Source organism: Acinetobacter calcoaceticus ANC 3811, assembly GCF_000399665.1.
Taxonomy (GTDB): Bacteria; Pseudomonadota; Gammaproteobacteria; order Pseudomonadales; family Moraxellaceae; genus Acinetobacter; species Acinetobacter calcoaceticus_B.
The window spans coordinates 191,072-213,771 of the sequence record NZ_KB976986.1 but is presented as its reverse complement, the minus strand read 5'-3'; the positions used below and the strand labels follow the sequence as shown (position 1 = coordinate 213,771).

The 22,700-nt window shown below is 37.9% G+C and carries 18 protein-coding genes; 13 read left to right on the top strand and 5 right to left on the bottom strand.

Annotated elements, in window-relative coordinates:
* Positions 1-31: 31 nt before the first annotated feature.
* Together F935_RS02250 and F935_RS02245 are read right to left on the bottom strand one after the other, a co-directional pair.
* Positions 32-2,269 (bottom strand): NADP-dependent isocitrate dehydrogenase, encoded by a 2,238-nt coding sequence (locus F935_RS02250; protein WP_016137414.1) that lies wholly within the window; start codon positions 2,267-2,269, stop codon positions 32-34.
* A 398-nt stretch (positions 2,270-2,667) separates the two neighbouring features.
* Complete coding sequence (locus F935_RS02245) at positions 2,668-4,371, bottom strand: M61 family metallopeptidase (RefSeq protein ID WP_016137413.1); 1,704 nt, start codon at positions 4,369-4,371, stop codon at positions 2,668-2,670.
* Positions 4,372-4,542: 171 nt separating this feature from the next.
* On the opposite strand from F935_RS02245, the gene F935_RS02240 reads away from it, so the two are divergent.
* The 9 genes from F935_RS02240 to F935_RS02200 all read left to right on the top strand — a co-directional run bounded on the left by F935_RS02240 (position 4,543) and on the right by F935_RS02200 (position 15,237).
* Entirely contained in the window at positions 4,543-5,862 is a 1,320-nt protein-coding gene (locus tag F935_RS02240) for a D-alanyl-D-alanine carboxypeptidase PBP6B (protein ID WP_016137412.1), read from the top strand.
* 99 nt (positions 5,863-5,961) lie between these two features.
* Complete coding sequence (locus F935_RS02235; RefSeq protein WP_016137411.1) at positions 5,962-7,248, top strand: NAD(P)/FAD-dependent oxidoreductase; 1,287 nt, start codon at positions 5,962-5,964, stop codon at positions 7,246-7,248.
* Between the two features lie 135 nt (positions 7,249-7,383).
* Positions 7,384-7,866 (top strand): FKBP-type peptidyl-prolyl cis-trans isomerase, encoded by a 483-nt coding sequence (locus F935_RS02230; protein ID WP_016137410.1) that lies wholly within the window; start codon positions 7,384-7,386, stop codon positions 7,864-7,866.
* Positions 7,867-7,983: 117 nt separating this feature from the next.
* Complete coding sequence (locus F935_RS02225) at positions 7,984-9,426, top strand: cryptochrome/photolyase family protein (protein ID WP_016137409.1); 1,443 nt, start codon at positions 7,984-7,986, stop codon at positions 9,424-9,426.
* A 191-nt stretch (positions 9,427-9,617) separates the two neighbouring features.
* Complete coding sequence (locus tag F935_RS02220; RefSeq protein ID WP_016137408.1) at positions 9,618-10,361, top strand: hypothetical protein; 744 nt, start codon at positions 9,618-9,620, stop codon at positions 10,359-10,361.
* On the top strand, positions 10,361-11,257 hold the full coding sequence (locus F935_RS02215) for a hypothetical protein (RefSeq protein ID WP_016137407.1): 897 nt from the start codon (positions 10,361-10,363) through the stop codon (positions 11,255-11,257). Before F935_RS02220 ends, F935_RS02215 begins: the two co-directional genes overlap by 1 nt.
* On the top strand, positions 11,244-12,494 hold the full coding sequence (locus tag F935_RS02210) for a glycosyltransferase family 2 protein (RefSeq protein WP_016137406.1): 1,251 nt from the start codon (positions 11,244-11,246) through the stop codon (positions 12,492-12,494). Before F935_RS02215 ends, F935_RS02210 begins: the two co-directional genes overlap by 14 nt.
* The gene (locus F935_RS02205; RefSeq protein WP_016137405.1) at positions 12,495-14,339 is read left to right on the top strand and encodes a hypothetical protein; all 1,845 of its coding nucleotides are present in this window, start codon (positions 12,495-12,497) and stop codon (positions 14,337-14,339) included.
* A complete protein-coding gene (locus F935_RS02200) occupies positions 14,317-15,237 on the top strand; it encodes an alpha-amylase family protein (RefSeq protein ID WP_016137404.1) in 921 nt (306 codons plus the stop codon). The genes F935_RS02205 and F935_RS02200 overlap by 23 nt, the downstream gene beginning before the upstream one ends.
* Here F935_RS02200 and wecB read toward each other — a convergent pair.
* Both wecB and F935_RS02190 read right to left on the bottom strand, forming a co-directional pair.
* Positions 15,219-16,364: a non-hydrolyzing UDP-N-acetylglucosamine 2-epimerase gene (gene wecB, locus F935_RS02195; protein WP_016137403.1), complete on the bottom strand. Its 1,146-nt coding sequence runs from the start codon at positions 16,362-16,364 to the stop codon at positions 15,219-15,221. The two genes, F935_RS02200 and wecB, sit on opposite strands and share 19 nt — an antisense overlap.
* 2 nt (positions 16,365-16,366) lie before the next feature.
* The gene (locus F935_RS02190) at positions 16,367-17,584 is read right to left on the bottom strand and encodes a tetratricopeptide repeat protein (protein WP_016137402.1); all 1,218 of its coding nucleotides are present in this window, start codon (positions 17,582-17,584) and stop codon (positions 16,367-16,369) included.
* Between the two features lie 267 nt (positions 17,585-17,851).
* Here F935_RS02190 and F935_RS02185 point away from each other — a divergent pair, with 267 nt between their 5' ends.
* The gene (locus tag F935_RS02185) at positions 17,852-18,553 is read left to right on the top strand and encodes a VIT1/CCC1 transporter family protein (protein WP_016137401.1); all 702 of its coding nucleotides are present in this window, start codon (positions 17,852-17,854) and stop codon (positions 18,551-18,553) included.
* A gap of 117 nt (positions 18,554-18,670) precedes the next feature.
* The gene (locus tag F935_RS02180; protein WP_016137400.1) at positions 18,671-19,717 is read left to right on the top strand and encodes an NAD(P)H-dependent flavin oxidoreductase; all 1,047 of its coding nucleotides are present in this window, start codon (positions 18,671-18,673) and stop codon (positions 19,715-19,717) included.
* Positions 19,718-19,757: 40 nt separating this feature from the next.
* Here F935_RS02180 and dusB read toward each other — a convergent pair whose 3' ends face one another.
* Positions 19,758-20,783 carry a tRNA dihydrouridine synthase DusB gene (gene dusB, locus F935_RS02175; protein ID WP_016137399.1) on the bottom strand — a complete coding sequence of 342 codons (1,026 nt, stop codon included), beginning with the start codon at positions 20,781-20,783 and terminating at the stop codon, positions 19,758-19,760.
* Positions 20,784-20,866: 83 nt separating this feature from the next.
* On the opposite strand from dusB, the gene F935_RS02170 reads away from it, so the two are divergent.
* Both F935_RS02170 and F935_RS02165 read left to right on the top strand, forming a co-directional pair.
* Positions 20,867-22,075: a DUF1615 domain-containing protein gene (locus F935_RS02170; protein WP_035366435.1), complete on the top strand. Its 1,209-nt coding sequence runs from the start codon at positions 20,867-20,869 to the stop codon at positions 22,073-22,075.
* Positions 22,042-22,698, top strand: a complete 657-nt coding sequence (locus tag F935_RS02165) for an HAD-IB family hydrolase (RefSeq protein ID WP_016137397.1) — start codon at positions 22,042-22,044, stop codon at positions 22,696-22,698. The genes F935_RS02170 and F935_RS02165 overlap by 34 nt, the downstream gene beginning before the upstream one ends.
* The last annotated feature ends 2 nt before the right edge of the window (positions 22,699-22,700 follow it).

The window sequence follows — 22,700 nt, the reverse complement described above, 5'->3', positions numbered from 1 at the left end:
GCTTTTGAGCTATTTACTAACGAGTTAGTAATTAAGCATTAACAGTTGCAAGCACTGAATTAAATGTAGCGCTTGGACGCATTACAGCATCTACTTTTGCTTTATCAATTGCATAGTAACCACCGATGTCAGCTGGTTTACCTTGTACTTGAGCAAGTTCAGCAACAATTTTCGGTTCTTCTTGAGCTAAAGTTTTTGCAAGTGAAGCAAATTTAGCTTTTAACTCAGCATCTTCGTCCTGTGCAGCAAGTGCTTCTGCCCAGTAAAGTGACAAGTAGAAATGGCTACCACGGTTGTCAATCTCACCTGTACGGCGTGATGGAGACTTATCATTATCAAGTAACTTGTCAGTCGCTTCATCAAGAGTCTTCGCAAGTAACTTAGCGCGAGCATTATTTTCTTTAATACCCATCTCTTCCAAAGAAGCAGCTAGAGCAAGGAACTCACCTAGCGAATCCCAACGCAAGTGGTTTTCTTCAACAAGCTGTTGTACGTGTTTTGGCGCTGAACCACCTGCACCAGTTTCGTACATACCACCGCCCGCCATAAGCGGAACGATAGATAACATTTTCGCAGAAGTACCAAGTTCCATAATTGGGAACAAGTCTGTTAAGTAGTCACGTAAAATGTTACCAGTCACAGAAATCGTATCTAGACCACGTACTACACGCTCAAGTGTGTAACGCATTGCACGAACTTGAGACATGATCTCAATATCAAGGCCATTCGTATCATAATCTTTTAGATACATTTGTACTTTCTTGATCAATTCATTTTCGTGTGGACGGTACGGGTCAAGCCAGAAGATCGCAGGCATGCCTGAGTTACGTGCACGAGTTACTGCAAGTTTTACCCAGTCACGAATCGGAGCGTCTTTAACCTGACACATACGCCAGATATCGCCTTCTTCAACATTTTGAGTCAATAACACTTCACCAGTGTCAAGATCGGTAATGTTTGCAATACCAGCTTCTGAAATTTCAAAAGTCTTGTCGTGAGAACCGTATTCTTCAGCTTTTTGAGCCATCAAACCAACGTTCGGTACAGTACCCATAGTCTTCGGATCGAAGTTACCATGCCACTTACAGAAGTTGATCATTTCTTGGTAAATACGAGCAAATGTTGATTCTGGCATAACAGCTTTAGCATCATATTGCTTACCGTCAGCACCCCACATTTTACCACCAGCACGGATCATAGCTGGCATAGAAGCGTCAACGATGATGTCGTTTGGTGAATGGAAGTTAGTGATGCCTTTTGCTGAGTCAACCATTGCGAGCGCAGGACGGTGTTCTTGACAAGCATGTAAGTCTTCAATGATTTCTTCACGTAATGACGTTGGAAGAGTTTCGATTTTCTCGTATAACCCAGCCATACCGTTATTGACGTTAATACCTAATTCGTCAAATAACTTACCGTGTTTTTCGAAAGCTTCTTTGTAATAGATTTTCACACAGTGACCGAAAACGATCGGGTGTGAAACTTTCATCATTGTCGCTTTTACGTGTAGCGAGAACAAAATACCCGCTTCTTTACAATCATCAAGTTCTTTTTCATAGAAATCACAAAGTGCTTTCTTGCTCATGAACATTGAATCAATGATTTCGCCGTCTTGTAGCGCAACTTTTGGCTTAAGAACAATGCTCTTACCACTGTTCGTGATAAGTTCCATTTTCACGTTACGTGCGCGATCAAGTGTCATTGATTTTTCACCATGGTAGAAGTCACCTTCTTCCATATGTGAAACATGAGTTTGTGACCACTGTTTCCACTCGCTCATTGAATGAGGGTGTTTTTTTGCGTAATTTTTAACTGCTGCTGGAGCACGACGGTCAGAGTTACCTTCACGAAGGACAGGGTTTACTGCTGAACCAAGGCACTTGCCATAACGAGCTTTGATTGATTTTTCTTCTTCGGTTGCAGGATTTTCCGGATAATCAGGAATTGCATAACCTTTTGATTGAAGCTCTTTGATACATGCAGTTAATTGCGCAACAGACGCACTGATATTCGGGAGTTTGATAATGTTAGTATCTGGATCTTGTGTAAGACGACCTAGCTCTGCAAGGTTGTCGGATACCTTTTGCTCTTCACTTAGGTATTCAGCGAATTCTGCGAGCACACGTGCAGCTACAGAGATGTCACTTTTAATAATCTCGATGCCAGCTGGCTTAGTAAAGGTCTCAATGATCGGCAGTAGCGAATAGGTCGCCAATAGTGGCGCCTCGTCAGTCAGTGTGTAAATAATAGTTGACTTTTCACCAGCCATATATAGCCCCTTCCGTTTGATTGAGTGTTGAGGACCGAGCTTTTGGCCCAGTGCCTACGAACCGATATGCTTAAATAAAACCCTGAGAGTATCGGCTCTCATCGCCTTCCAGTCAACGAAATATCCAGTGATAACGACATTTCGTAGCGAAATAATACATAATTCAAATATATAGATAATTTTCTGATATCTAAGTCATTGTAATACGCACATTCAGATTACTTTTCAGGCATTAAACATCATTAAATTACATGAGATATCTTTCAGTGTTCTGACAATTATTATACTTTTCATTCAAAATAAACTCAAAGGTAAAACGGATTTCACCATTTGGACGTACTTAAAAATAAAAACCGATGTGCAAAACATCGGTTTTTTATAAACTATTTAGCTTTAATCTAAGCTTTTAACCACTTTTCAGTTTTAGCCTGATCTTCAACTATAAGTTCAACTTCAGTTAAATCAGATGTAGCAAACTCAACTTCAAAAGATATTAACTCATCACGACGGAAAGCAAAGACAGTATAAGTGCCACCCTGTTTTGCATACTTCTCGATAAGCTTAGTGGATGCTTTTAAACCATCAATTGCAATAATCACATCATTGGCAGAAATACCTGCTTTAGCTCCAACGCTTTCACGGCGAGCACTTTGTACAAGCACACCTTCTGGCTTATCGGCAAGTTTTAAGCCTAATGGCAAAGATTTATCGGTTTTAACTCGATAGCTTAAACCAAACTCAGGAAGCAATTGATCAAGCGGTAATTCATCAGTCGTATTAATCAAATGATTAATTTGTTCAATCCAACTATCACCCGTCAGTTCTTTACATAAATCAAAAATGGTTCTTTCGTTTACTTGCATACCATTTTGAGTATTTTCATATAATCGACGCATTAAAGCATCAAGACTAGAACCACGTAGACGTAAACCTAAATCTAGGCACAACGCAACTAAAGCACCCTTATTGTAGTAACTGGTGCCAGCGTTATTCGAGTTTTCATCTTGACGATAAAATTTAATCCAAGCATCAAAACTTGATTCAGCAACTGTTTGAACAAAACGGCCTGGGTTTTGTAAATAGCGATCAATTTGTGCTTTGAGTAAATCAAGATAAGACTTCTGAGAAATTACACCACTACGTAATAAAATCAGGTCGTCATAATATGAAGTAAAGCCTTCAAATATCCAAAGTAAAGAGGTATAGCCTTCCTGATGCAAATTATAATTTGCAAAGTTTTCTGGGCGGATAAACTTGACTAACCATGAATGAAAATATTCATGACTACATAAGCCTAAAAAGCGTTGATAGTCTTTAGAAGGTTCAGTTGGTTCATTCGATTTTGGCAAATCTTCACGCGGTGTAATCAAACTTGTGCTATTGCAATGCTCTAACCCACCATAACTATTCCCTGTTGCCATCGTCATGAAGGTATAGTTTTTAAATGGCGCGGAACCGAACATATTTATTTCGGCTGTACAAATCTTTTCAATGTCGGCTTTTAAGCGATCGGTATTGGCATTATGAGGGCCAGAAATTACAAACTCATGTTCAATGCCATGTGTTTCAAAACCAAAGCGCGTTTGATCAGCCAGTTCAAATGGACTATCAATCAGTTGATCATAATGATCGGCTTTTAAAGTAAAGCGCCCTTTGACTAGACTTTTTGAAGCTAAGCCCGTTGCTAACTGAAAATGCTTTAATTCATCTGGCAAGAAAACTTCGACTTCACAAGCAGACTGTTCCTGCCCTTCTAAAGCCAAACATACGCATGCTGGATTAATATAGAGGCGTGTCTGGTCAACATATGCACCACGTACAGACAAATCATATGCATAAACATCATATTCAATCGTCATTAATTCGTGATCTGTATTAAATAAACGCCAACGATTCTTGCTCGTTTTTTTAATATCCAACATACGTCCAGCTTCATCGTAAGCTTTAACGGATTCAATATGTTTTGAGAACTCTCGAATTAGATAACTACCCGGAATCCACGTTGGCAGCCAAAGTTCCTGATTCGGATTGGCTAAAAAACGAATTGTTACGTGAACAAGGTGCTGTTTGTAATCATCGAACTCAATTTGATAATGCAACATAAATTCTTCAATTTAAAAATAAGAACGGCTTCACATTAGATTATCACTTTTTTGTATCGTCTTGCGTACATGTATTTTTTGGCAACAATTTCCACTAGCCTTCAATTAAAAAAAGGCATAGCATGCTGTGCATCTGTGTCCCGTATTTGCCAGTAAAAGTTAAGGTCATCCGTGAAATTTTTTCTATCTCTTTTTACCCTCTTCAGTATTTTCTGCACTACCCTAACCAATGCTGCGTTACTCAATATTGCACCTGAAAGTGTTGAGGCCGCCGCATGGACCATTGTAGATACTCAATCGGGTCAAATTATTGCTGAGCACAATAGCCATGTGCAGCGCGCACCAGCATCTTTAACCAAAATGATGGTTGCTTATATTGCTTTAAAAGAGATTAAAGCTGGAAAGCTGAAAAAAGAAGAAATCATTACTGCAACACCGGTAGTAAGTGTCGTGCAGTGGGATGAATCACAAATGTATCTTAAAGCGGGTGAACAAATTTCAGTTGATCAGTTATTGGCAGGTTTAATTGTGATGTCTGCGAATGATGCAGCCGTGACTTTAGCTGAAAAAATTTCTGGTGATGTGCCTCACTTTGTACAACGTATGAATCAGGAAGCTCAAGCTTTGGGTATGAAAGATACTCATTTTAGTAATCCTCCTGGAATTACGATGCCTGATCATTACACTACGGCTCATGATTTAAGCTTATTAGGTCAGGCTTTAATTAAACAAACTCCTGAATATTTACATTATTCAAAAATGCCAAGCTTTAGCTACAACCAACGCTTCCATCATGCAACAAACCTTGCACTGAAATATGACCCATCTGTTGACGGTCTAAAAACTGGTTATACTAAAGCAGCTGGTTATAATTTGGCTTTAACAGCTTCACGTCCTTCATTCTCATCTGACTTAGCTCAAAGACGTTTATTAGTCATCGTTTTAGGTACACCGAGTGCGGTAAAACGAGCTGAGATTGCAGATAAGTTAATAAACCTTGCTTATGCTTACACACGCGATGAAGTCATTATTCCTGAGCAGAAATTAATTGCCGAACTGCCTGTTGTAAAATCGACTTTAAAAATGTTTAAGGTCGCAACAAAGCAACCGACGATTGTAACGACGTCGCTATATGCAGACCCAGCACCAATTGACTTAAATACTTTTGACAATGTGACTCAACGCATTCAAGTACTTGATAGCAATTTACAGCCAAAAGTGATTGCTCCACTCGAAAAGACTCAAACACATGTAAACATTGAACTAAATGAAAAACAATTAACTGCACCATTAATGAAAGTCATGAGTTTGGCAACAGTATCTATTTATCAAAACAACCAGCTGATCCGTAGTCTTCAAATTGAAGATAACGTACATATTGAAGAAGCCAATATTTTCCAAAGAATCATGATGTGGTTTTCTAGCCTCTTCTCTATTTTTTCATCGAGTGAACATAGTGCTGCAAAACTCTACCCTTTAGATTCGCACTAAAAACATCAAATTGTGCACAGATGCACAATAAATTTTATAAAAAAAAGATGGCATAATTCAGCCATCTTTTTTTTATAGAAAAATAATTAGGTGATAAAAATGACCCAAAATTTACATCATATTGTAATTGTTGGTGGTGGTGCTGGAGGCTTAGAGCTTGCGACACAACTCGGTGAAACTTTTGGGAAAACTCATAAAGCGAAGATTACGTTAATTGACCAAAACCTGACGCATATCTGGAAACCTTTACTTCATGAAATTGCTGCCGGATCTTTAAATCCACACGAAGAACAAACTAACTATTTTGCCCATGCAGAAAAGCATCACTATGAATTTGTGCTTGGAACATTAGTTGGAGTTAATAAAGATAAAAAAATAATTGAGTTAGTTCCCCCTCAAGTTTCTAAGGATCAACAAACTCATCTACAAGAGCTGAGTTATGACACGCTTATTTTAGCGCTTGGTTCTGTGTCAAATGACTTTAATACAGCGGGCGTACGTGAAAACTGTCATTTCCTCGACAGTAGAAAACAAGCCGATATTTTCCAGCAAGATTTATTACATCTTTATATTGAAGCTCAAAATCAACCAAATCAGCGGACTTTAAATATTGGGATTGTGGGTGCTGGTGCAACAGGTGTAGAACTTGCTGCCGAACTCATTGAAACGACTAAAAACTTTTATCGATATGGTTTAAAGAAGATTCATCCCAACCAAGTTAAAATTACCCTAATTGAGGCTTCTGAGCGCATTTTACCTGCTCTAAGTGAAAAAACGGCTGAGCATAGTGCAAAACAGCTCAAAAAAATGGGCATTGAAGTTTTAACAAAACATCGCGTTGAAAAAATTGATGAGCATTCCATCTATTTTAGTAATGGTGATCAATTAAAAAGTGATATTACCGTCTGGGCTGCTGGTGTAAAAGCACCTAAAGTTTTAGAAAGTTTCAATGATTTTGAACGCGATAATATTAACCGCCTGATGGTCTACGCAACATTACAAACCTATTCTGACCCAAATGTATTTGCTTTTGGTGATTGCGCCCGTTGCCAACTTGATGCAAGACACCCGCCACTTGGCCCGCGTGCTCAAGTTGCAAGCCAGCAAGCGAGCTTTTTAGTCGATGCTATCGCTGCCCGATTAAACAATCGTTCACAACCAATGTTCACGTTTAACGACAAAGGTTCTCTCGTGTCTTTAAGTCGTAATAAAGCCGTTGGAGAATTACTTGGTGATGTGAGTGTACAAGGCTATATAGCAAAAACTATGTACGTATCACTCTATCGTTTACATCAAGCAACGATTCATGGATACACTCAAGCTGGACTACTCACAATGAAAGATTTACTTACAAGACGCGTACGTCCAAAAATTAAGCTGTATTAAGTTGAATTTTTTAAGTTCATCCCTATTTATATAAAAACGCATCAGAAAAAGTGACAAAGATTAAGATTTTGTAGTCTACAAAATTTATTTTTCACTTTATGATGTACGCTTTAATTGATTGAATGGATCAAAAACATGACTGCTATTGCAAATAACCACGTGGTTTCATTCCACTACAAATTAACAAACGCTGAGGGTGAAACACTTGATCAATCTCAAGGCGAACCACTTGCCTATTTGCACGGTGCAGGCAATATCATTCCTGGTCTAGAAAATGCATTAGCAGGTAAAACTGTTGGTGAAAAATTCACTGTTAATGTACCAGCAGCTGAAGGTTATGGCGAATACAACCCAGACCTAGTACAAGAAGTTCCAGCTCAAATGTTCCAAGGTGTTGAAAACATTCAACCTGGTATGCAATTCCAAGCTCAAACAGATGACGGCGTTCAGATCGTAACTGTTAAAGCTGTTGAAGGCGACAACATTGTTGTGGATGCTAACTTCCCACTTGCTGGTCAAGATTTAACTTTTGAAGTTGAAATCGTAGAAATCCGTGAAGCTTCTGAAGAAGAATTAGATCACGGTCACGTACACGGTGCAGGTGGTCACCACCACTAATTCATCTTTAAAGATGATAAGAGCAAAGCTTCGGCTTTGCTTTTTTTATGTATTTATTTTTATATAATATCTTGATAATAATCCTCTAACTCACTCAACTTTATAAGGGTATCTTTCATGTCAAACGTAAATCAGCTGATTTGGTTTCGTCAGGATTTGAGAGTTCGGGATCATGCTGCGTTATGGCATGCTTGCCAACAAGGACCTTCAATTGGGTTAGTTATTTTGTCGCCTGAGCAATGGAAAATACATCACGATGCACCTATAAAAATTAATTTCTATTTACGTCAGCTTCAACAACTTAAAAAAGAATTAGAACAGCTTAATATCCCACTGATCATTCAAGTGATTCCCTACTGGAAAGATATTGCAGATTATATTTGCGAACTCACACATCAACTTCATATCGAAAATGTTTACTCAAATATAGAAGTAGGCGTGAATGAGTTGAAAAGAGATAAAACCGTACAACAAGCTTTAAATCAGCAGAGTAAAGAACTTTTTTTATTTCATGATCGTACGATTTTTCCTTTACGCTCTATTCGTAATCAGTCACAGCAGCCCTATCAGGTTTTCGGTGCATTCAAAAAAGCATGCTATTCGAAACTAGATATAAGCGGTTTGCCTCAGTGCTATCCAATTCCTAAAAAGCAAAAAGCCAATCCAGACTCTTTTCCAAATATAAAAAGCTTAAGTCTAGATGATATCGAAGCTTTTTTTGACTCATCTATTTCTAAAGAGCTGCAAGACTTATGGCCTACTGGAGAAGATTTTGCTCTCGATCAGCTCGATGTATTTATTGAAGATCATTTATCTCATTATAAATTAGAACGTGACTTTCCAAATGTAAAAGGAACCAGCCAACTTTCTCCCTACTTAAATCTTGGAATTTTATCTATTCGCCAATGTTTACAAGTCCTTTTTCGAGCTGAACATGGCAACTTCCATCTGGCAAACGAATGGCAGCAAACATGGTTAGATGAGCTTCTTTGGCGAGAATTCTATCAGCATATTTTACTTGATTTTCCACATGTTTCTAAACACATTCCGTTTAAAAAAGATACTCAAAAAATTAAGTGGAATCATAATCCAGAGCACCTAACCGCATGGCAAAATGGCCAAACAGGTATACCGATTATTGATGCGGGCATGCGTCAGTTACAAAAAACAGGATGGATGCATAATCGAGTCCGCATGATTACCGCTATGTTTTTGTGTAAAAACTTACTCATTGATTGGCGAGTTGGTGAACAATGGTTTATGGAGCACTTAATCGATGGTGATTTAGCAGCAAATAATGGTGGTTGGCAATGGTGTGCATCAACTGGAACTGATGCTGTACCCTATTTCCGAATTTTTAATCCTATTGCTCAATCTAAGAAATTTGATCCAAACGGAGACTACATTCGTCAATGGGTGGATGAGTTAGCTCATCTAGATAATAAAGTGATTCATGAACCCTACTCAGCTAAAACTAATCTTCAGTTGAATTACCCCAAACCGATTGTTGACTTAAAGGAAACTCGTATTAAAGCAATTGAAACTTTCAAGAGTATTTAGATAAGAGTTGCGTCTTATCTGTTTCTTTTTAATTAAAAATAATAACAATATTTGACTATAGTGTGACTTTACTCTAAAAATAATATTAAAGGGATTTATAAAAGGACAAACACGACAATAAATTCAAAAATCATCACAGCTCATTATAAAAGTATAAAAATTAATATTACAAAAAGGTAGCGAGAGCTTGCATGCAACAAAAGAACCCAGGAAGAACACTCGTCTTATGGATTATCGCAGCTCATCTATTTATGGGGATGGTGGCATATGAATGGTTGCCTGTAAGTTTTAGAGGAAGCTGGATTTTCATTCTTATTCTGTTAATTTCTGGTGCTTTTTTAGAAGTCGGTGCATCTTTAATTGTGGGTTTAATCGCTTTCGTAGGCGTTGCAGTATATTTTTTACTCGACCTTGGGGCACAAACACATATTGAACGTCAGCTCCTTTTACTTTTTATTATCCCTCTCATTCCTCTTTTTCTGAGTGCTGTACGCCACAATATTGAAATTAACGTCCAAAAATACCGTGATATACAAAGTTATGATCGAAATTACCGTCGTGACATTTTCCCGCTTAGCGCACTCAAATATTTTCAACGTAGTTTCTTTAAACTTCTTGATCATCACCACATACAAGACTATGAAGTCTTTGAAATTAGGGTCCTCAACAGAAGCTTAATTAAAGAAATGTTAGGTGATGATGTATGGAAAACCACTCAAAATGACATGATTAAAATTTTGAGCCAGCATCATCCACAAGAAATTGTTTTCCAGTTTGCCGATGATGATCTAGAAACGATATACAGTATTGTTATTCGTAAACAAAAAACAGAAGAAGAACCTGAGTTTATTAAAAAGCTAAAAGAAATTATGACTTTACGAATTGAAGTCGAATATAAAATTATTCAGATTCCACCTGAAGAGGAGATTTCTTAATGTCTAATCTTCTTAATATTTGTGGAATTATTATTGCCTCTAGTCAATATCCAGATGGCACTTTGCAGCAATTCTATCGTCAATATTATCATTGTGAAATTAAAGCTGAACAAACAAAAACCGAAGTTCAAAGTATTAATGACCTTTCCATGTTTTTCCCATCACAGGACACATGGTGGCCTATTTTTACAATTGACCAAATCAGTTCCGATAGCTTTCAAGGGTTGATTCATAAAGGAATTAAGCCGGGCATCATATTACCAGATGAGGTTTTTAGCTTTTCTCACTATTTCTTATTAAAAGAAGCGGTGAGCCAAGGTGCTATTCCGATTGCACTTTTTAAATCGGAACAACCGCAATATTTTGCCGCCAAAGCTACATTTTCGACTGCAATTGGTTTACGGCCTATGGCTGCTTTTGTTTCAACAGGTTGGGATGAAAACTTAATTTCACAAACCGCTGGCAGCTATATTATTCAGTTTAATCCACTGGAACTTCCTCTGCCCTCTAGAGAAATTAAACAAAAGCAGCACTTATTTTATTCAGCTAAAAGTTTTAATGGTCATGTTTCCGGGTATGAAATTATTATTAACCCACCTGCTGATCTACCGACCACAAATATTCGATATCCTCAACTCGGCATTTCATGGAAATTTAATAATATTAAATACATAAGTACGCCTGAACATGTGAGCACTAGTTTTCTTGGATATATTTTTATTGGTTTAAGCACAGTCGTAGTTCCTCTCGATCTTATTTTAACCACGACCTATCCTGACCTTCTTGGTACCTTCGGCAGCTATATTTCATGGGTCTCGTTGGTCATCGGGGTGATTTTATTGTTATTGCTGATCTCGTCTATTATTAGGAGGGTTAAATCAAATGGCTCCCATTGATATTCTCTTCCTATTTGGTTTTTTAGGCATCTGGATTCCTCAAGCATTTTGGGCATGGCTAAGTTATCAGGCTTGGAAATACTCAAAAACAGCAGAGAAAGAATTACAGAACCTACCTGTGCCAGATAGATGGCCCGTTTTGAGTGTTTTGATTCCTGCTTATAACGAAGGCGTAGTCATTGAAGATACTTTACATGCAATCGCGCAACAGGATTATCCAGCCGAAGCATATGAAGTTTTGTTGATTAATGATGGTTCTAAAGATAACACCCTAGAAATTGGCGAAAATCTAGCAAAGATTTATCCGTGCATAAAAATTGTCAACGTTCCAAAAGGAATGGGAGGCAAAGGTAAATCTAGAACACTCAATAATGGCCTACCCCATGCCAAAGGTGAACTCATTGTTGTTTATGATGCTGACAGTACACCTGAACCCGATTGCGTAAGGTTATTAGCACAAACGCTACTTGCAGATAAAAAATTAGTGGCTGTAAATGGCAAAGTAAGAACCCGTAATTGGCAAGATAGTATTTTGACTCGCTTTATTGCCATTGAGTTCATCTTTTTCCAATGGATTTTTCAAGGCGGACGTTGGCAACGTTTCCAACTATCCACACTCATGGGTACTAACTATGTTATTTGGCGTGATGCATTAGAAACCTTGGGTGGTTTTGATGAGAAGTCATTGGTCGATGACACTGAAATGAGCTTCCGGATTTTTATCGGCCAAAAACGAATTAAATGGGTGCCCTACGCAATTGGCTGGCAGCAAGATCCACCATCTTTGAGTGTATTTATTAAACAGCGCTCACGTTGGACTCAAGGTAATTTTTATGTGACTCGTAAATATTTACCAGTAGCATTAAGAACACCTTTTCCAATTGGAATTGAAATTCTAAATAACATTATGTGCTACATACTTTTCGTACCCGCTTTAATCTGGAGTCATATTACCCTGACGCTCGGGTTACTGGGTATTGCAGGCATTTCAGTTCCTGGTCCCTTCACATTACTGTGGGGCCTCTCCTTTTGCCTATACGTTGCACAAATGTGGTTTACCCTTTCACTGGAAAAAGTTAAACCAGAACTCTATTTTTACTCTGTTTTATCTTATGTAAGTTACTCACAAATATTTCTATTTATTGTTTTTAAAGCCGCATATGACATGCTTAAAAATAAAATACAGGGCAACTCCCTTCAATGGTACAAAACGGAACGTAGCAAGGAGAAAAAATAAATGAAAAAGACTTTTGATCTCTACAAAATAGCTCAAGTGCTCCTTGCCAGCACCAGTTTTATGTTCATGGCTTCTAGTTATGCAAATACATGGCAGCTGGATGATATAAGTACCTCAACCAAATATACGGTTGAGCCACATTTTTTCTATATTGGAAAAGGTGCTCAATGGCAAAACATTCAATTTTCAAGTGATTATTCTACTGAAAGTGATACAACTTTACTCGTAAAATATGATGATAAACTCATCTACAACGCAACACTGAGTGGGGACGGTCAATTCAAATTTGATATTCCACCAAGTCAAAGTGGCTTCCATCGCTTAGATTTTATTATTCAGCAATATTCTAAGCCTACCTCTTTGAATCAAACCAAAGAAACATTCTGTACAGAAGATATTGATCATTTAACTTATTTAAGCAATTCTCAAATCGACTTTACATCCATCAGAAATAACTATCGACTTAGGTACTTACCTGATGCCTTATTTAACCCACAGGCGAGACGACCTACACCGTTTGTTGGTATCTTAAAATATAATCGCAAAGAAATTACAGAAGCTTCCATGCTCGCGAGGTTGGCAAGCTCGTGGAGTTCAATCACGCCAATTGAATGGGTCGATTCAGGACAAACTAATTTAAACCCTGAAACAAATTTCATTATTGAAGTGATTCGCTCAGCAACGCCGCTCAAAGGTGGAGCATTCGTACAAATTGCAAAACCAGCAGATGGCGTAGCTACTCTTTCAATTACTTACCACACACCACAGGAACTCACTGCTGCCATAAATGGATTAATTAACCCCTCTTATGTACAGCAACTTGATACAGCAAGTGCAACTTTTCCCACCACGATCTCTAATCCTACTTGGGCACAATTTAAAAAAATCAATACACTTGCAGACCTAGGCATTGAAGACTTCAGATTAAATCACGCTGAAAAGAACTTATTCCTTGATTTCCCAGCAGTATGGCAACCAACCGATATCTTGCAAGGACAAATTGCACTTCGTATTCAAAGTGGTTTATTGCAAGGTTCAAATATTACGGCTTGGCTTGATGGCGGACTTGCAGGTAGCATGAAAACAGCCGACCTTACTTCTGACCCCGTTAACCGACAATTCAACATTTTTGCAAAAGCTATTTCTAATACGACCAATTTTAGTTTAAAGCTAGAAAACTCAGTTATTGCTAATTCACAGTGTTTACCTACTGCACATGGTTCGCTCTGGATTGATACAGCTAAATCTACCTTAAAGCTACCCCATAAACTCAAAAATGGCGTAGCCGCGATTTCAATGACTTTAGCAACGACTCCGACTATTGCAATTGATGATCAATCTGGTGCGTTAAATATCGCGATTGTATTAGGCCAAACTGCGAAAAAAATGCTTTTAACACAAGGACCAATGCCACTTAACCTAGTCCGTTATTCGCCAAGTGCTCCACAAGCAATAAATGTTCGTGTGAATAAAGATATTTATCAACAACAGGTATTAATGCATCAAGATACTATTTATGCGCCTGCTGCTGTTAATGGTTTTATTGTGAGTTATAACAATAATCGCTTTGACGTGATTACCGACTCACAAGGCGGCGCACAAGCTTTCATGCACCTTTGGGAAAAAATACAACATAAAATTCCAAATAACGTGACAAAAATGTTGGTTTCAGAAAATGGAAATATTTATGTTTTACAAAAACTTATTGTTGGAAATCAAAAAGCACCTTTAGTTCAACAATCTTCTTTCTTCTTATTAGTTGTGATTATCTCTGCAATCATGATAATAATTATCTTCTTGTGGTACTGGTTAAGACGAAATAATGAAAAAACAGATACCAATTAAAATAGCTGCTTTTATTATTTTAATTATTTGTAGTGTTATAGCTTATGCGGGGTTGTTCAAACATCAAAGACAAGCCCCGCATATTGAAGGAATTTTCTGGCAGCCCGACAATAACACTACTCCACCAGAGGGAAACTGGCACTATTTAGGTGTTGATACATTTGTTCCCCAATGGTCTGTTGTCGAGTCTAAATCATGGTGGAAAGAATCAAATTTTCCTCAATGGGAAAAAGCAATTAATTTAGAAAAAATTAAACAAGAGCCTTGGGCTAAAAATCTAATATTAGGCTTGGCTGGCGAATATAATGAACCTAAAGCTCGGGCAAATGTCACTGAATTAGGGGAAAAATCTGCTGAAATTATAAAAGAGCAAAAAACTGCACCTAAAGGTTATTATTTTCCAGTGGAAGCAGATCCGACTTGGTTAAGAGTAAGTGCTTTAGGTCAAGTTTTAACTAAACTTCCAGTACCAGTTTGGGTGAGTATTTATAGTGGTGAACGCGAACCCGAACATTATGATTTATGGGTTAAAAGCTGGTTACCAGAACATAACGGCGTTTTCTTCCAAGACGGAGTTGGCGTAGGTGTACGGTCTCCTCAGCAAGCCAAACATATTTTAGATCAACTAGAACAAAAGCTTGGAAAAGATAAAGTAATTATAGTACTAGAAGCCTTTAGAGTTAAAAAGAATGGGCAATTTAGAGCTGCATATCCTTGGGAAATTATTTCTCAACTGAAAGCATATGAAGGAAAAACCGTCTATATTTTTGATGGTCCCCATTACATGAGCCGCTGGTGCGTCAATATTGTGAGTTTGTGGTATCGCTTCACTTATGGTGGTAATAACACCCCCATAAGTGAGAATAAGTCTTTAACACATCACGGTGCCAATTCATAAGATTTAGCAATTTGGTCAAGAATACGCTGAGCTGCTTGCCCGTCACCAAATGGATTTTCTACATGTGCCATTTTTTCATAATGCTGTTGGTCGGTGAGTAGTTTTTCAGCTTCTTCAATAATTTTTTGTTGGTTTGTCCCCACCAGAACGCCTGCTCCCACCTCAACAACTTCAGGTCGTTCTGTAGTATCTCGCAAGATTAAAACTGGCTTATTAAATGATGGACTCTCTTCTTGTAAACCACCTGAGTCCGTCAAGATAAAAGTAGATCTGTCTATGACTGCCAATAAACTAGGGTAGTCTAATGGTTTAACAAGATGAATCTGTGAATGATTTTGAAACTTATTATGGACGACATCATGTACAGCTGGGTTTAAATGAACTGGCCAAATAAAATGTAAATCAGGATGGTCTTGGGCTAAGTGCTCAACGGCATTACAAATATTTTGAATTCCATCACCGAAGTTTTCACGACGATGCGCAGTAATAAGCACAACTTTATCATCTTGCTTTAATTGAATTCCATAAGGTTCAAGCTGGTTCTTCAAATCAGATTTTTCAGAAATTAATTTACGTCCTAAATACACCGCATCAACAACAGTATTGCCTGTAACCGTAATAAGTTCTGGTTGAATTTGTTCATTGAGTAAATTTCTTTTTGATTGTTCTGTCGGAGCAAAATGCCATTTGGTAATACGTGAAACTAACTGACGATTTCCCTCTTCTGGAAAAGGATGATCCAAATCATAAGAACGTAAACCAGCTTCGACATGTGCAACAGGAACTTTCATTGAAAAAGCGACTAAGCCAGCTGCTAAAACAGTTGTTGTGTCTCCCTGAATAACGATAGCATCTCTTTTTTGCCCATCAGTGTATACATTCTCGATTTGGCTCAAACCGTGTATTAGTAGCTGATTTAAACTTTGTCCAGCATTCATAATTTTAAGACGATGGTCAATTTCAACCCCAAAGAAATCTATTGCATCTCTTACCAATTCATCGTGTTGTCCAGTAAAAATTACCTCAACTTGAAAACGAGGATCTTGCTTTGCCAATAAAATAACAGGGGCAAGTTTGATTAATTCAGGACGAGTTCCAAATACAATAGATATAAAAATTTTCTTCATTTTTAGAAATCCTTATAAAAGACGAGTTCTACTCGAGTATTGTTGTAATGATCTTTTGTATTTACTGGCACATCTTTAAAGTAATTGCCATATAGTCGTTCAACACGTAGTTTTATAGGTTGATAATTAAAAGGCTGCCATGAAATGCCGGGGCCATATTCAAATAAATTATTGTAATACTCCTCTTTACTATCAGCTAAGCCATGTAATTTCAAATAAGCTTGTACAGTTCCATTCTCGCCTTTATAGACATTTAAGCCAGTACGTAAGCGTAAATCACCAATAACGTTATAATCTTCTCTAGAATAAGTTGCTGCATTGCCATATAAATCAGTGAAGTAATCATTAAAGCAAAGTGAAGTATTACAATTATTTTGAGAATACCACTCTTGATAGCCCGTCACGCCACCGACAACACTTTCACGAAATTTATCTCTATTTCGATCAATCAGATCGTAACTTCCGCCAACTTCCAGATACATGCGCACAGGTATAGATGTCCACGGTTGATAATTAGCACCCACACCTAGAGTGACTGCATTTTCATCAATAATTTCAGGTCGTACACCACCCTGAGATTGAGTATCGCGGTTTAGGTTTAAAAATCCATAAACCTGCGCTCGACCATTATCAAGATTCTTACCATAACGGGCTTTGAGTGGAAAAATTACATCGTCGTAACGTGACTCATATGAAGGTGCAAAATACACATCGCGGAAATAAGTTTTGACTTCCCCTCCACTTAAATTCTTTACGGCCTGTGTCGCTTTATTGGCAATATCAGCATCTTTAGATTGCGTAAGCTCCTTAAAAACCACCAAAGCTTCTTTATTATTTTTTTGAGAGTTAAGCAGATAAGCTTCTTGAAGTTTTAAATTACCGTCTGCGGGGTCTAATGCCTCTGCTTTTCTTAAACTTTGCAAAGCGGCTTCTTGCTTGCCTATTCTAATCTGCAAATAAGTTAAACTTTTCCATACTTTAATATCTTGAGGTGTCATTTCGCCAAGTTCTAATAATAACTTCTCGGCATTTTCAGGTTGAGTCTTCTCAATTTTATAAAATTGGTCCCATTTATCATAAATCGGATTACCAGGTTTATATTCTTGATTAACAATCTCTTGGGCAAATGTAGTCTCCATGCTTAAGAGGCCTAAAGCTGGACAGATCGAACCAATAACGATGAAGGAATGGGTTAGAGATTTTATTGTTTTGTTATTCATTGAGACCTCTAAAGGAAAGTGGATAGAATGTTTGTGCAGAAGTAAGATTAAAAATTTAATCAATAAATATTATAATTAAACTCATAAATTACACTGTTTGGGTATGTAGGCTAGGTTCCATAAGTCGTTCATTTTATCTCCTTTTATATTATGTTTTGAAAAGTAGTTATCTGATTGTTTTTCCTATAATGACACATTTTTTAATCGTATTATTGTAAATAATCTTATAGGATAAGATAAAAATTTATAACTAAAAAAGGTAAAGTCATGTCCTTTTCCCAACACCCAGAACATCATTTTATTCACCGCTCAGGTTGGTTAAGGGCAGCCGTTTTAGGTGCTAATGACGGAATTATTTCTGTTACTAGTCTAATCATGGGAATGGCTGCAAGTGGAGCCACTGGTCATACGCTTCTTATTACCTGTATTGCTGGTTTAATTTCTGGTGCAACTTCTATGGCTGCCGGAGAGTATATTTCTGTAAAATCACAAGAAGATATTGAAAAAGCAGACTTAAAATTTGAGGCACAAGAACTCAAAAAGCATCCGCAACGTGAATTGGATGAGCTCACCCAAATTTATATAGCTAGAGGCTTAGCACCGGATTTAGCTCGACAAGTTGCGATTGAACTTACAAATCATGATGCCTTGGGTGCTCACGCTCGTGATGAAATTGGTATTCATGAAAATACTACTGCAAATCCTGTTCAAGCCGCATTAGCTTCAGCTGGCTCATTTTCATTTGGGGCATTGTTTCCGATGCTCGCTATTTTACTCAGTCCTGATATATGGATCGAAAAAACAGTTTTAATATTTGGCATTATTTCATTAGCTTTTTTAGGGGCACTATCAAGTCATTTCGCAGGTACTTCTAAGCTGAAAGGAAGTTTACGCATTACCTTGTGGGGAATTTTAGCGATGGCTTTTTCAAGCTGGATCGGATCTTTATTTCATGTTACTCCACTTTAAAAAACCAGAACTTTTAACTATTTAAGAAATAAATATTTAAAAACTAAATGCCCAATATTATTTGCTCTTGGTTCTAATTTCACGTTATGGTGAAGAGAAAGAAATGAGGTGAATAAAATGACCCTGTTACAACAACTTGAAATTAAACATCCAATTTTTCTTGCTCCTATGGCGGGTGTGTCTACACCTGAACTTGCCGCAGAAGTTTCTAATCAGGGTGGTCTTGGGTCATTAGGGCTAGGAGCAAATACGGCACAAAGTGCGCGCGAACAGATTTTAAAAGCCCAAACACTTACAGAGAAATCGTTTCAGGTTAATTTTTTCTGCCATCAGCCCGAACAACTTAATCCTCAAACCTCAGCACAATGGATTGAATATTTACGGCCACAGTTTGAAAAGTTCGGAGAACAACCTCCTCAAAACTTAAACTGTATTTATCCAAGTTTTCTTGATAACGATGATTTTCTAAATGTCGTATTAGAAACTAAACCTAAAGCTGTCAGTTTTCATTTTGGCATTCCCCATCCCCATCAAATTCAGGCATTAAAAGATGCCGGAATTATAACGATGGTTTCTGCTACCAATTTAGTTGAAGCACAAGCCATTGAAGCGGCTGGCATTGATATTATTATTGCTCAAGGGATTGAAGCAGGCGGACACCGTGGAATCTTTAATAAGACTTTTGATGCAGCAATTAAAACGAGCGATTTAGTAAACCTTATTGTCAAACATTGCAAACGACCTGTGGTAGCCGCTGGTGGCATTATGAACGGTGCACAAGCCCGACATATGTTGAGCTTAGGAGCTACGGCTGTTCAACTCGGAACTGCTTTCGTTCAATGTCCATCTTCAAATGCATCTGTCGAATATCGTAAAGCTTTATTTAATGAGCCTGTGACACAAATCAGTGCCAGTCTTTCTGGACGTCCAGCCCGTGGCCTGCTCAACCATTGGCACACACAAATTGATTTACCCAATCGACCGCCTCAACCAGAATATCCATACACCTATGATTTGGCCAAGCAATTAAATGCAATTGCCAGTAAGAATAAAGACTATGGCTTCGGTGCTTTTTGGGCAGGTAGTAATGTCTCACAAATACGTGAATTAGCTGCTGCTGATTTAGTTAATCAGTTAGTGGTAGAAATGCTAGAAGATGAGTAAATCTTAAAAAAAGCCAGTAAATATATACTGGCTTTTTTATTTAATGAGTCTGCAATAAATTAATCTGCTCAACTTGTACATCACTCATCAAATTTCCTTCAGCCAATAGTTGATTAAAATAGTTTTCGACCACTAATGCTTGCTCAGCTGTACTTTCAACTTTATACATATTTTGGCGGAATTCGTTACTTGAGCGTAATCCTTTCGTGTACCAAGCAATGTGTTTACGGGCAATACGGCATCCAGAATATTCACCATAGAATTGATAAAGTTCTGATAAATGCCCAAGTAGCACCTGCTTCACCTCTTCAATATTAGGTGCAGCTAAGTGCTCTCCAGTTTTTAAATAATGAGCAATTTCACGGAAAATCCATGGTCGACCTTGAGCAGCACGACCAATCATGATTGCATCAGCACCTGTATAGTCGAGCACATATTTAGCCTTTTCAGGACTATCAATATCACCGTTCGCAATAAGTGGAATATTGATTAATTCTTTAACATGTTTAATCAAGTCATAGCGCGCTGTATTTAAATACATGTCTTCACGAGTACGGCCATGCAAAGCTAGTGCAGCAATTCCCGCTTCTTCTGCCCTTTTTGCAACTCTTAAAATATTTTCTTGACCATTTAAAAAGCCCAAACGGGTTTTTAATGTAACAGGAACATCAACAGCAGCGACAACCGTATCAAGAATTCGTGCCACTAAATCTTCATCTTGTAATAATGCTGAACCTGCGAGTTTATTACATACTTTTTTAGCAGGACATCCCATATTGATATCAACAATTTGTGCGCCATTTGCCACTTGATGACGTGCAGCCTCAGCTAACTGCTCAGGATCAGAGCCAGCAATTTGTGCAGAGATTGGGGCAAGTTCGCCATCAAAATTTGCACGGTAGAGGCTTTTCTTGCTCATCTGCAAAGTCTTATCGGCAGTCATCATTTCACTGACTGCATGGCCTGCGCCAAAATACTTACAGAGCGTTCTAAATGGACGGTCAGTAACCCCAGCCATAGGAGCAACGATTAAATTATTTGACAGTTGATAGGGACCAATATACATATATATTCATACAATTGATGATCAACATAGTATACTTCATCCGCTTAATCGGCTCATCTTTTTATGCAGGTGCTTTCCTCGCCATGAACAAACCGTTATCTTCCCGTTTTTTATTAAAATCATTCGGTATGGTCGCCGTGTGCATGAGTTTAGCTGCTTGTGGTGATAAAGGTTGGTGGTCAAAAAATGATGAGCCTGAACTAGAAAGCCAGCACATTAAAAAGTTAATTCCATCACGTGTGCATGATCGTGAGTCATGGGCAAAAGATATTGATGATATTATGCAGGAATTAAAAATTCCTAAAACTAAAAAAAATGTATGTAGTATTGTCGCTATTGTCGATCAAGAATCTAACTTTGTTGCCAACCCTCAAGTGCCTGGATTAGGCCAAAAAGCAGTTGAAGAAGTTAGCACACGTTTAAATGAAAAGTTTGAAGATAAGCTTGGCAAAACCATTGGTGGAACAATGGCTGGTTACTTTGAAGAAGTGCTAAAAACTCAGCCTTCTCCTGATAACAACTATATGAGCCAAATGCGTAAGGTTAAAACTGAAAAAGACCTCGATTTACTATATCGAGAAATCTTCGATTTTATGGCTAAGCATTATCATGTGAGTGCCTTAACAGGTGCAGCCAAATTAGTTGGACAAGATATTGGCGAGAAAATGAACCCTATTACGACCTTGGGTTCTATGCAAGTTCATATTAACTATGCGAAAGCCAATAAACGTTCAAGCATGAATACTGCCGCACTTCGTGATGATTTATATACTGAATATGGCGGTTTATATTATGGTATTCATCGTTTAATGGTTTATCCAGCTGACTATGACAAAGCCATTTATCGATTTGCAGACTATAACTCAGGTATGTATTCTAGCCGTAATGCTGCTTTTCAAAATATGCTGGATGCTCTTACTGATGCTAAGCTCACTTTAGATGGTGATCTACTTCTTTACACAAAAGATGGGGATCCGCGTCCGACTCAAAGCCAGTCAGAAAAAGAACTTATTACGGTATTTGCAAAGAATAATGTATTGGTTACCCCACGACAAATTCGTGATGATCTCAAATTAGAAAAAGAGAAAAAGTTTGAAAGTACTCAAACCTATATTGCTCTGACGAAACTTTATAAAGCAAAGACAGGTAAAGAACCTATCTATGCAATGATGCCACAAGTGGTTATTTCTGGACCAAAATTAAGTCGTGACTATAATACCAACTGGTATGCAACCCGCGTAAACGGACGATATGAATCATGTATGCAACGAGCGAAACGAATAAGACTATAAAAAGTCTCGCCCTGTTCGATTTTGATGGAACCCTGTGTAGCAAAGACAGTTTTACAGGGTTTATCTTTTATGCTTTGTCTAAGCGCCACATTGTTAAACAAAGCTTAAAAATCCTGCCATGGATTCAAGCCTACTATCTTAACTTTTATCCCGCTAATGCCATGCGTGCCAAGTTATTCCGTAGCATGTTCAAAGATACTCCCGCAATTGAACTGCAAAGATTAGGTGAAGAATACGCACAACAGTTGGTCTCTGGGCTCTCACCTGAACTTTTCGCACAGTTACAGCATCATCAGTTACGTGGTGATCGGGTGGTACTGGTTTCGGCTTCAATTGATGTCTACCTTGCCCCACTTTGCAAGTTACTAGATATCGAATTAATTTGTACCGAAACTCAAATTAAAAACGGCATAATGACGGGTTACTATTCCACGCCAGATTGTAGTAGTGAACAAAAGAAATTAAGAATACATCAGCAATATACGCTACAGCATTATCATCAAATTTATGCGTATGGTAATAGCTCAGAAGATCTAGATATGTTGAGTCTCGCGACACATCCATATATGGTGGGTGAAGACCGTGTTCTACCTCGTTTAACGCCAGAAAAAAAGCTCGCATAAAG

What these genes read in the sequence shown, in the direction of transcription:
- F935_RS02180 (WP_016137400.1), top strand. Translation starts at nt 18,671, where the DNA reads ATGACCCTGTTACAACAACTTGAAATTAAACATCCAATTTTTCTTGCT.
- F935_RS02230 (WP_016137410.1), top strand. Translation starts at nt 7,384, where the DNA reads ATGACTGCTATTGCAAATAACCACGTGGTTTCATTCCACTACAAATTA.
- F935_RS02225 (WP_016137409.1), top strand. Translation starts at nt 7,984, where the DNA reads ATGTCAAACGTAAATCAGCTGATTTGGTTTCGTCAGGATTTGAGAGTT.
- F935_RS02220 (WP_016137408.1), top strand. Translation starts at nt 9,618, where the DNA reads ATGCAACAAAAGAACCCAGGAAGAACACTCGTCTTATGGATTATCGCA.
- F935_RS02185 (WP_016137401.1), top strand. Translation starts at nt 17,852, where the DNA reads ATGTCCTTTTCCCAACACCCAGAACATCATTTTATTCACCGCTCAGGT.
- F935_RS02210 (WP_016137406.1), top strand. Translation starts at nt 11,244, where the DNA reads ATGGCTCCCATTGATATTCTCTTCCTATTTGGTTTTTTAGGCATCTGG.
- F935_RS02165 (WP_016137397.1), top strand. Translation starts at nt 22,042, where the DNA reads ATGTATGCAACGAGCGAAACGAATAAGACTATAAAAAGTCTCGCCCTG.
- F935_RS02170 (WP_035366435.1), top strand. Translation starts at nt 20,867, where the DNA reads ATGAACAAACCGTTATCTTCCCGTTTTTTATTAAAATCATTCGGTATG.
- dusB (WP_016137399.1), bottom strand. Translation starts at nt 20,783, where the DNA reads ATGTATATTGGTCCCTATCAACTGTCAAATAATTTAATCGTTGCTCCT.
- F935_RS02215 (WP_016137407.1), top strand. Translation starts at nt 10,361, where the DNA reads ATGTCTAATCTTCTTAATATTTGTGGAATTATTATTGCCTCTAGTCAA.
- F935_RS02205 (WP_016137405.1), top strand. Translation starts at nt 12,495, where the DNA reads ATGAAAAAGACTTTTGATCTCTACAAAATAGCTCAAGTGCTCCTTGCC.
- F935_RS02245 (WP_016137413.1), bottom strand. Translation starts at nt 4,371, where the DNA reads ATGTTGCATTATCAAATTGAGTTCGATGATTACAAACAGCACCTTGTT.
- wecB (WP_016137403.1), bottom strand. Translation starts at nt 16,364, where the DNA reads ATGAAGAAAATTTTTATATCTATTGTATTTGGAACTCGTCCTGAATTA.
- F935_RS02250 (WP_016137414.1), bottom strand. Translation starts at nt 2,269, where the DNA reads ATGGCTGGTGAAAAGTCAACTATTATTTACACACTGACTGACGAGGCG.
- F935_RS02190 (WP_016137402.1), bottom strand. Translation starts at nt 17,584, where the DNA reads ATGAATAACAAAACAATAAAATCTCTAACCCATTCCTTCATCGTTATT.
- F935_RS02200 (WP_016137404.1), top strand. Translation starts at nt 14,317, where the DNA reads ATGAAAAAACAGATACCAATTAAAATAGCTGCTTTTATTATTTTAATT.
- F935_RS02235 (WP_016137411.1), top strand. Translation starts at nt 5,962, where the DNA reads ATGACCCAAAATTTACATCATATTGTAATTGTTGGTGGTGGTGCTGGA.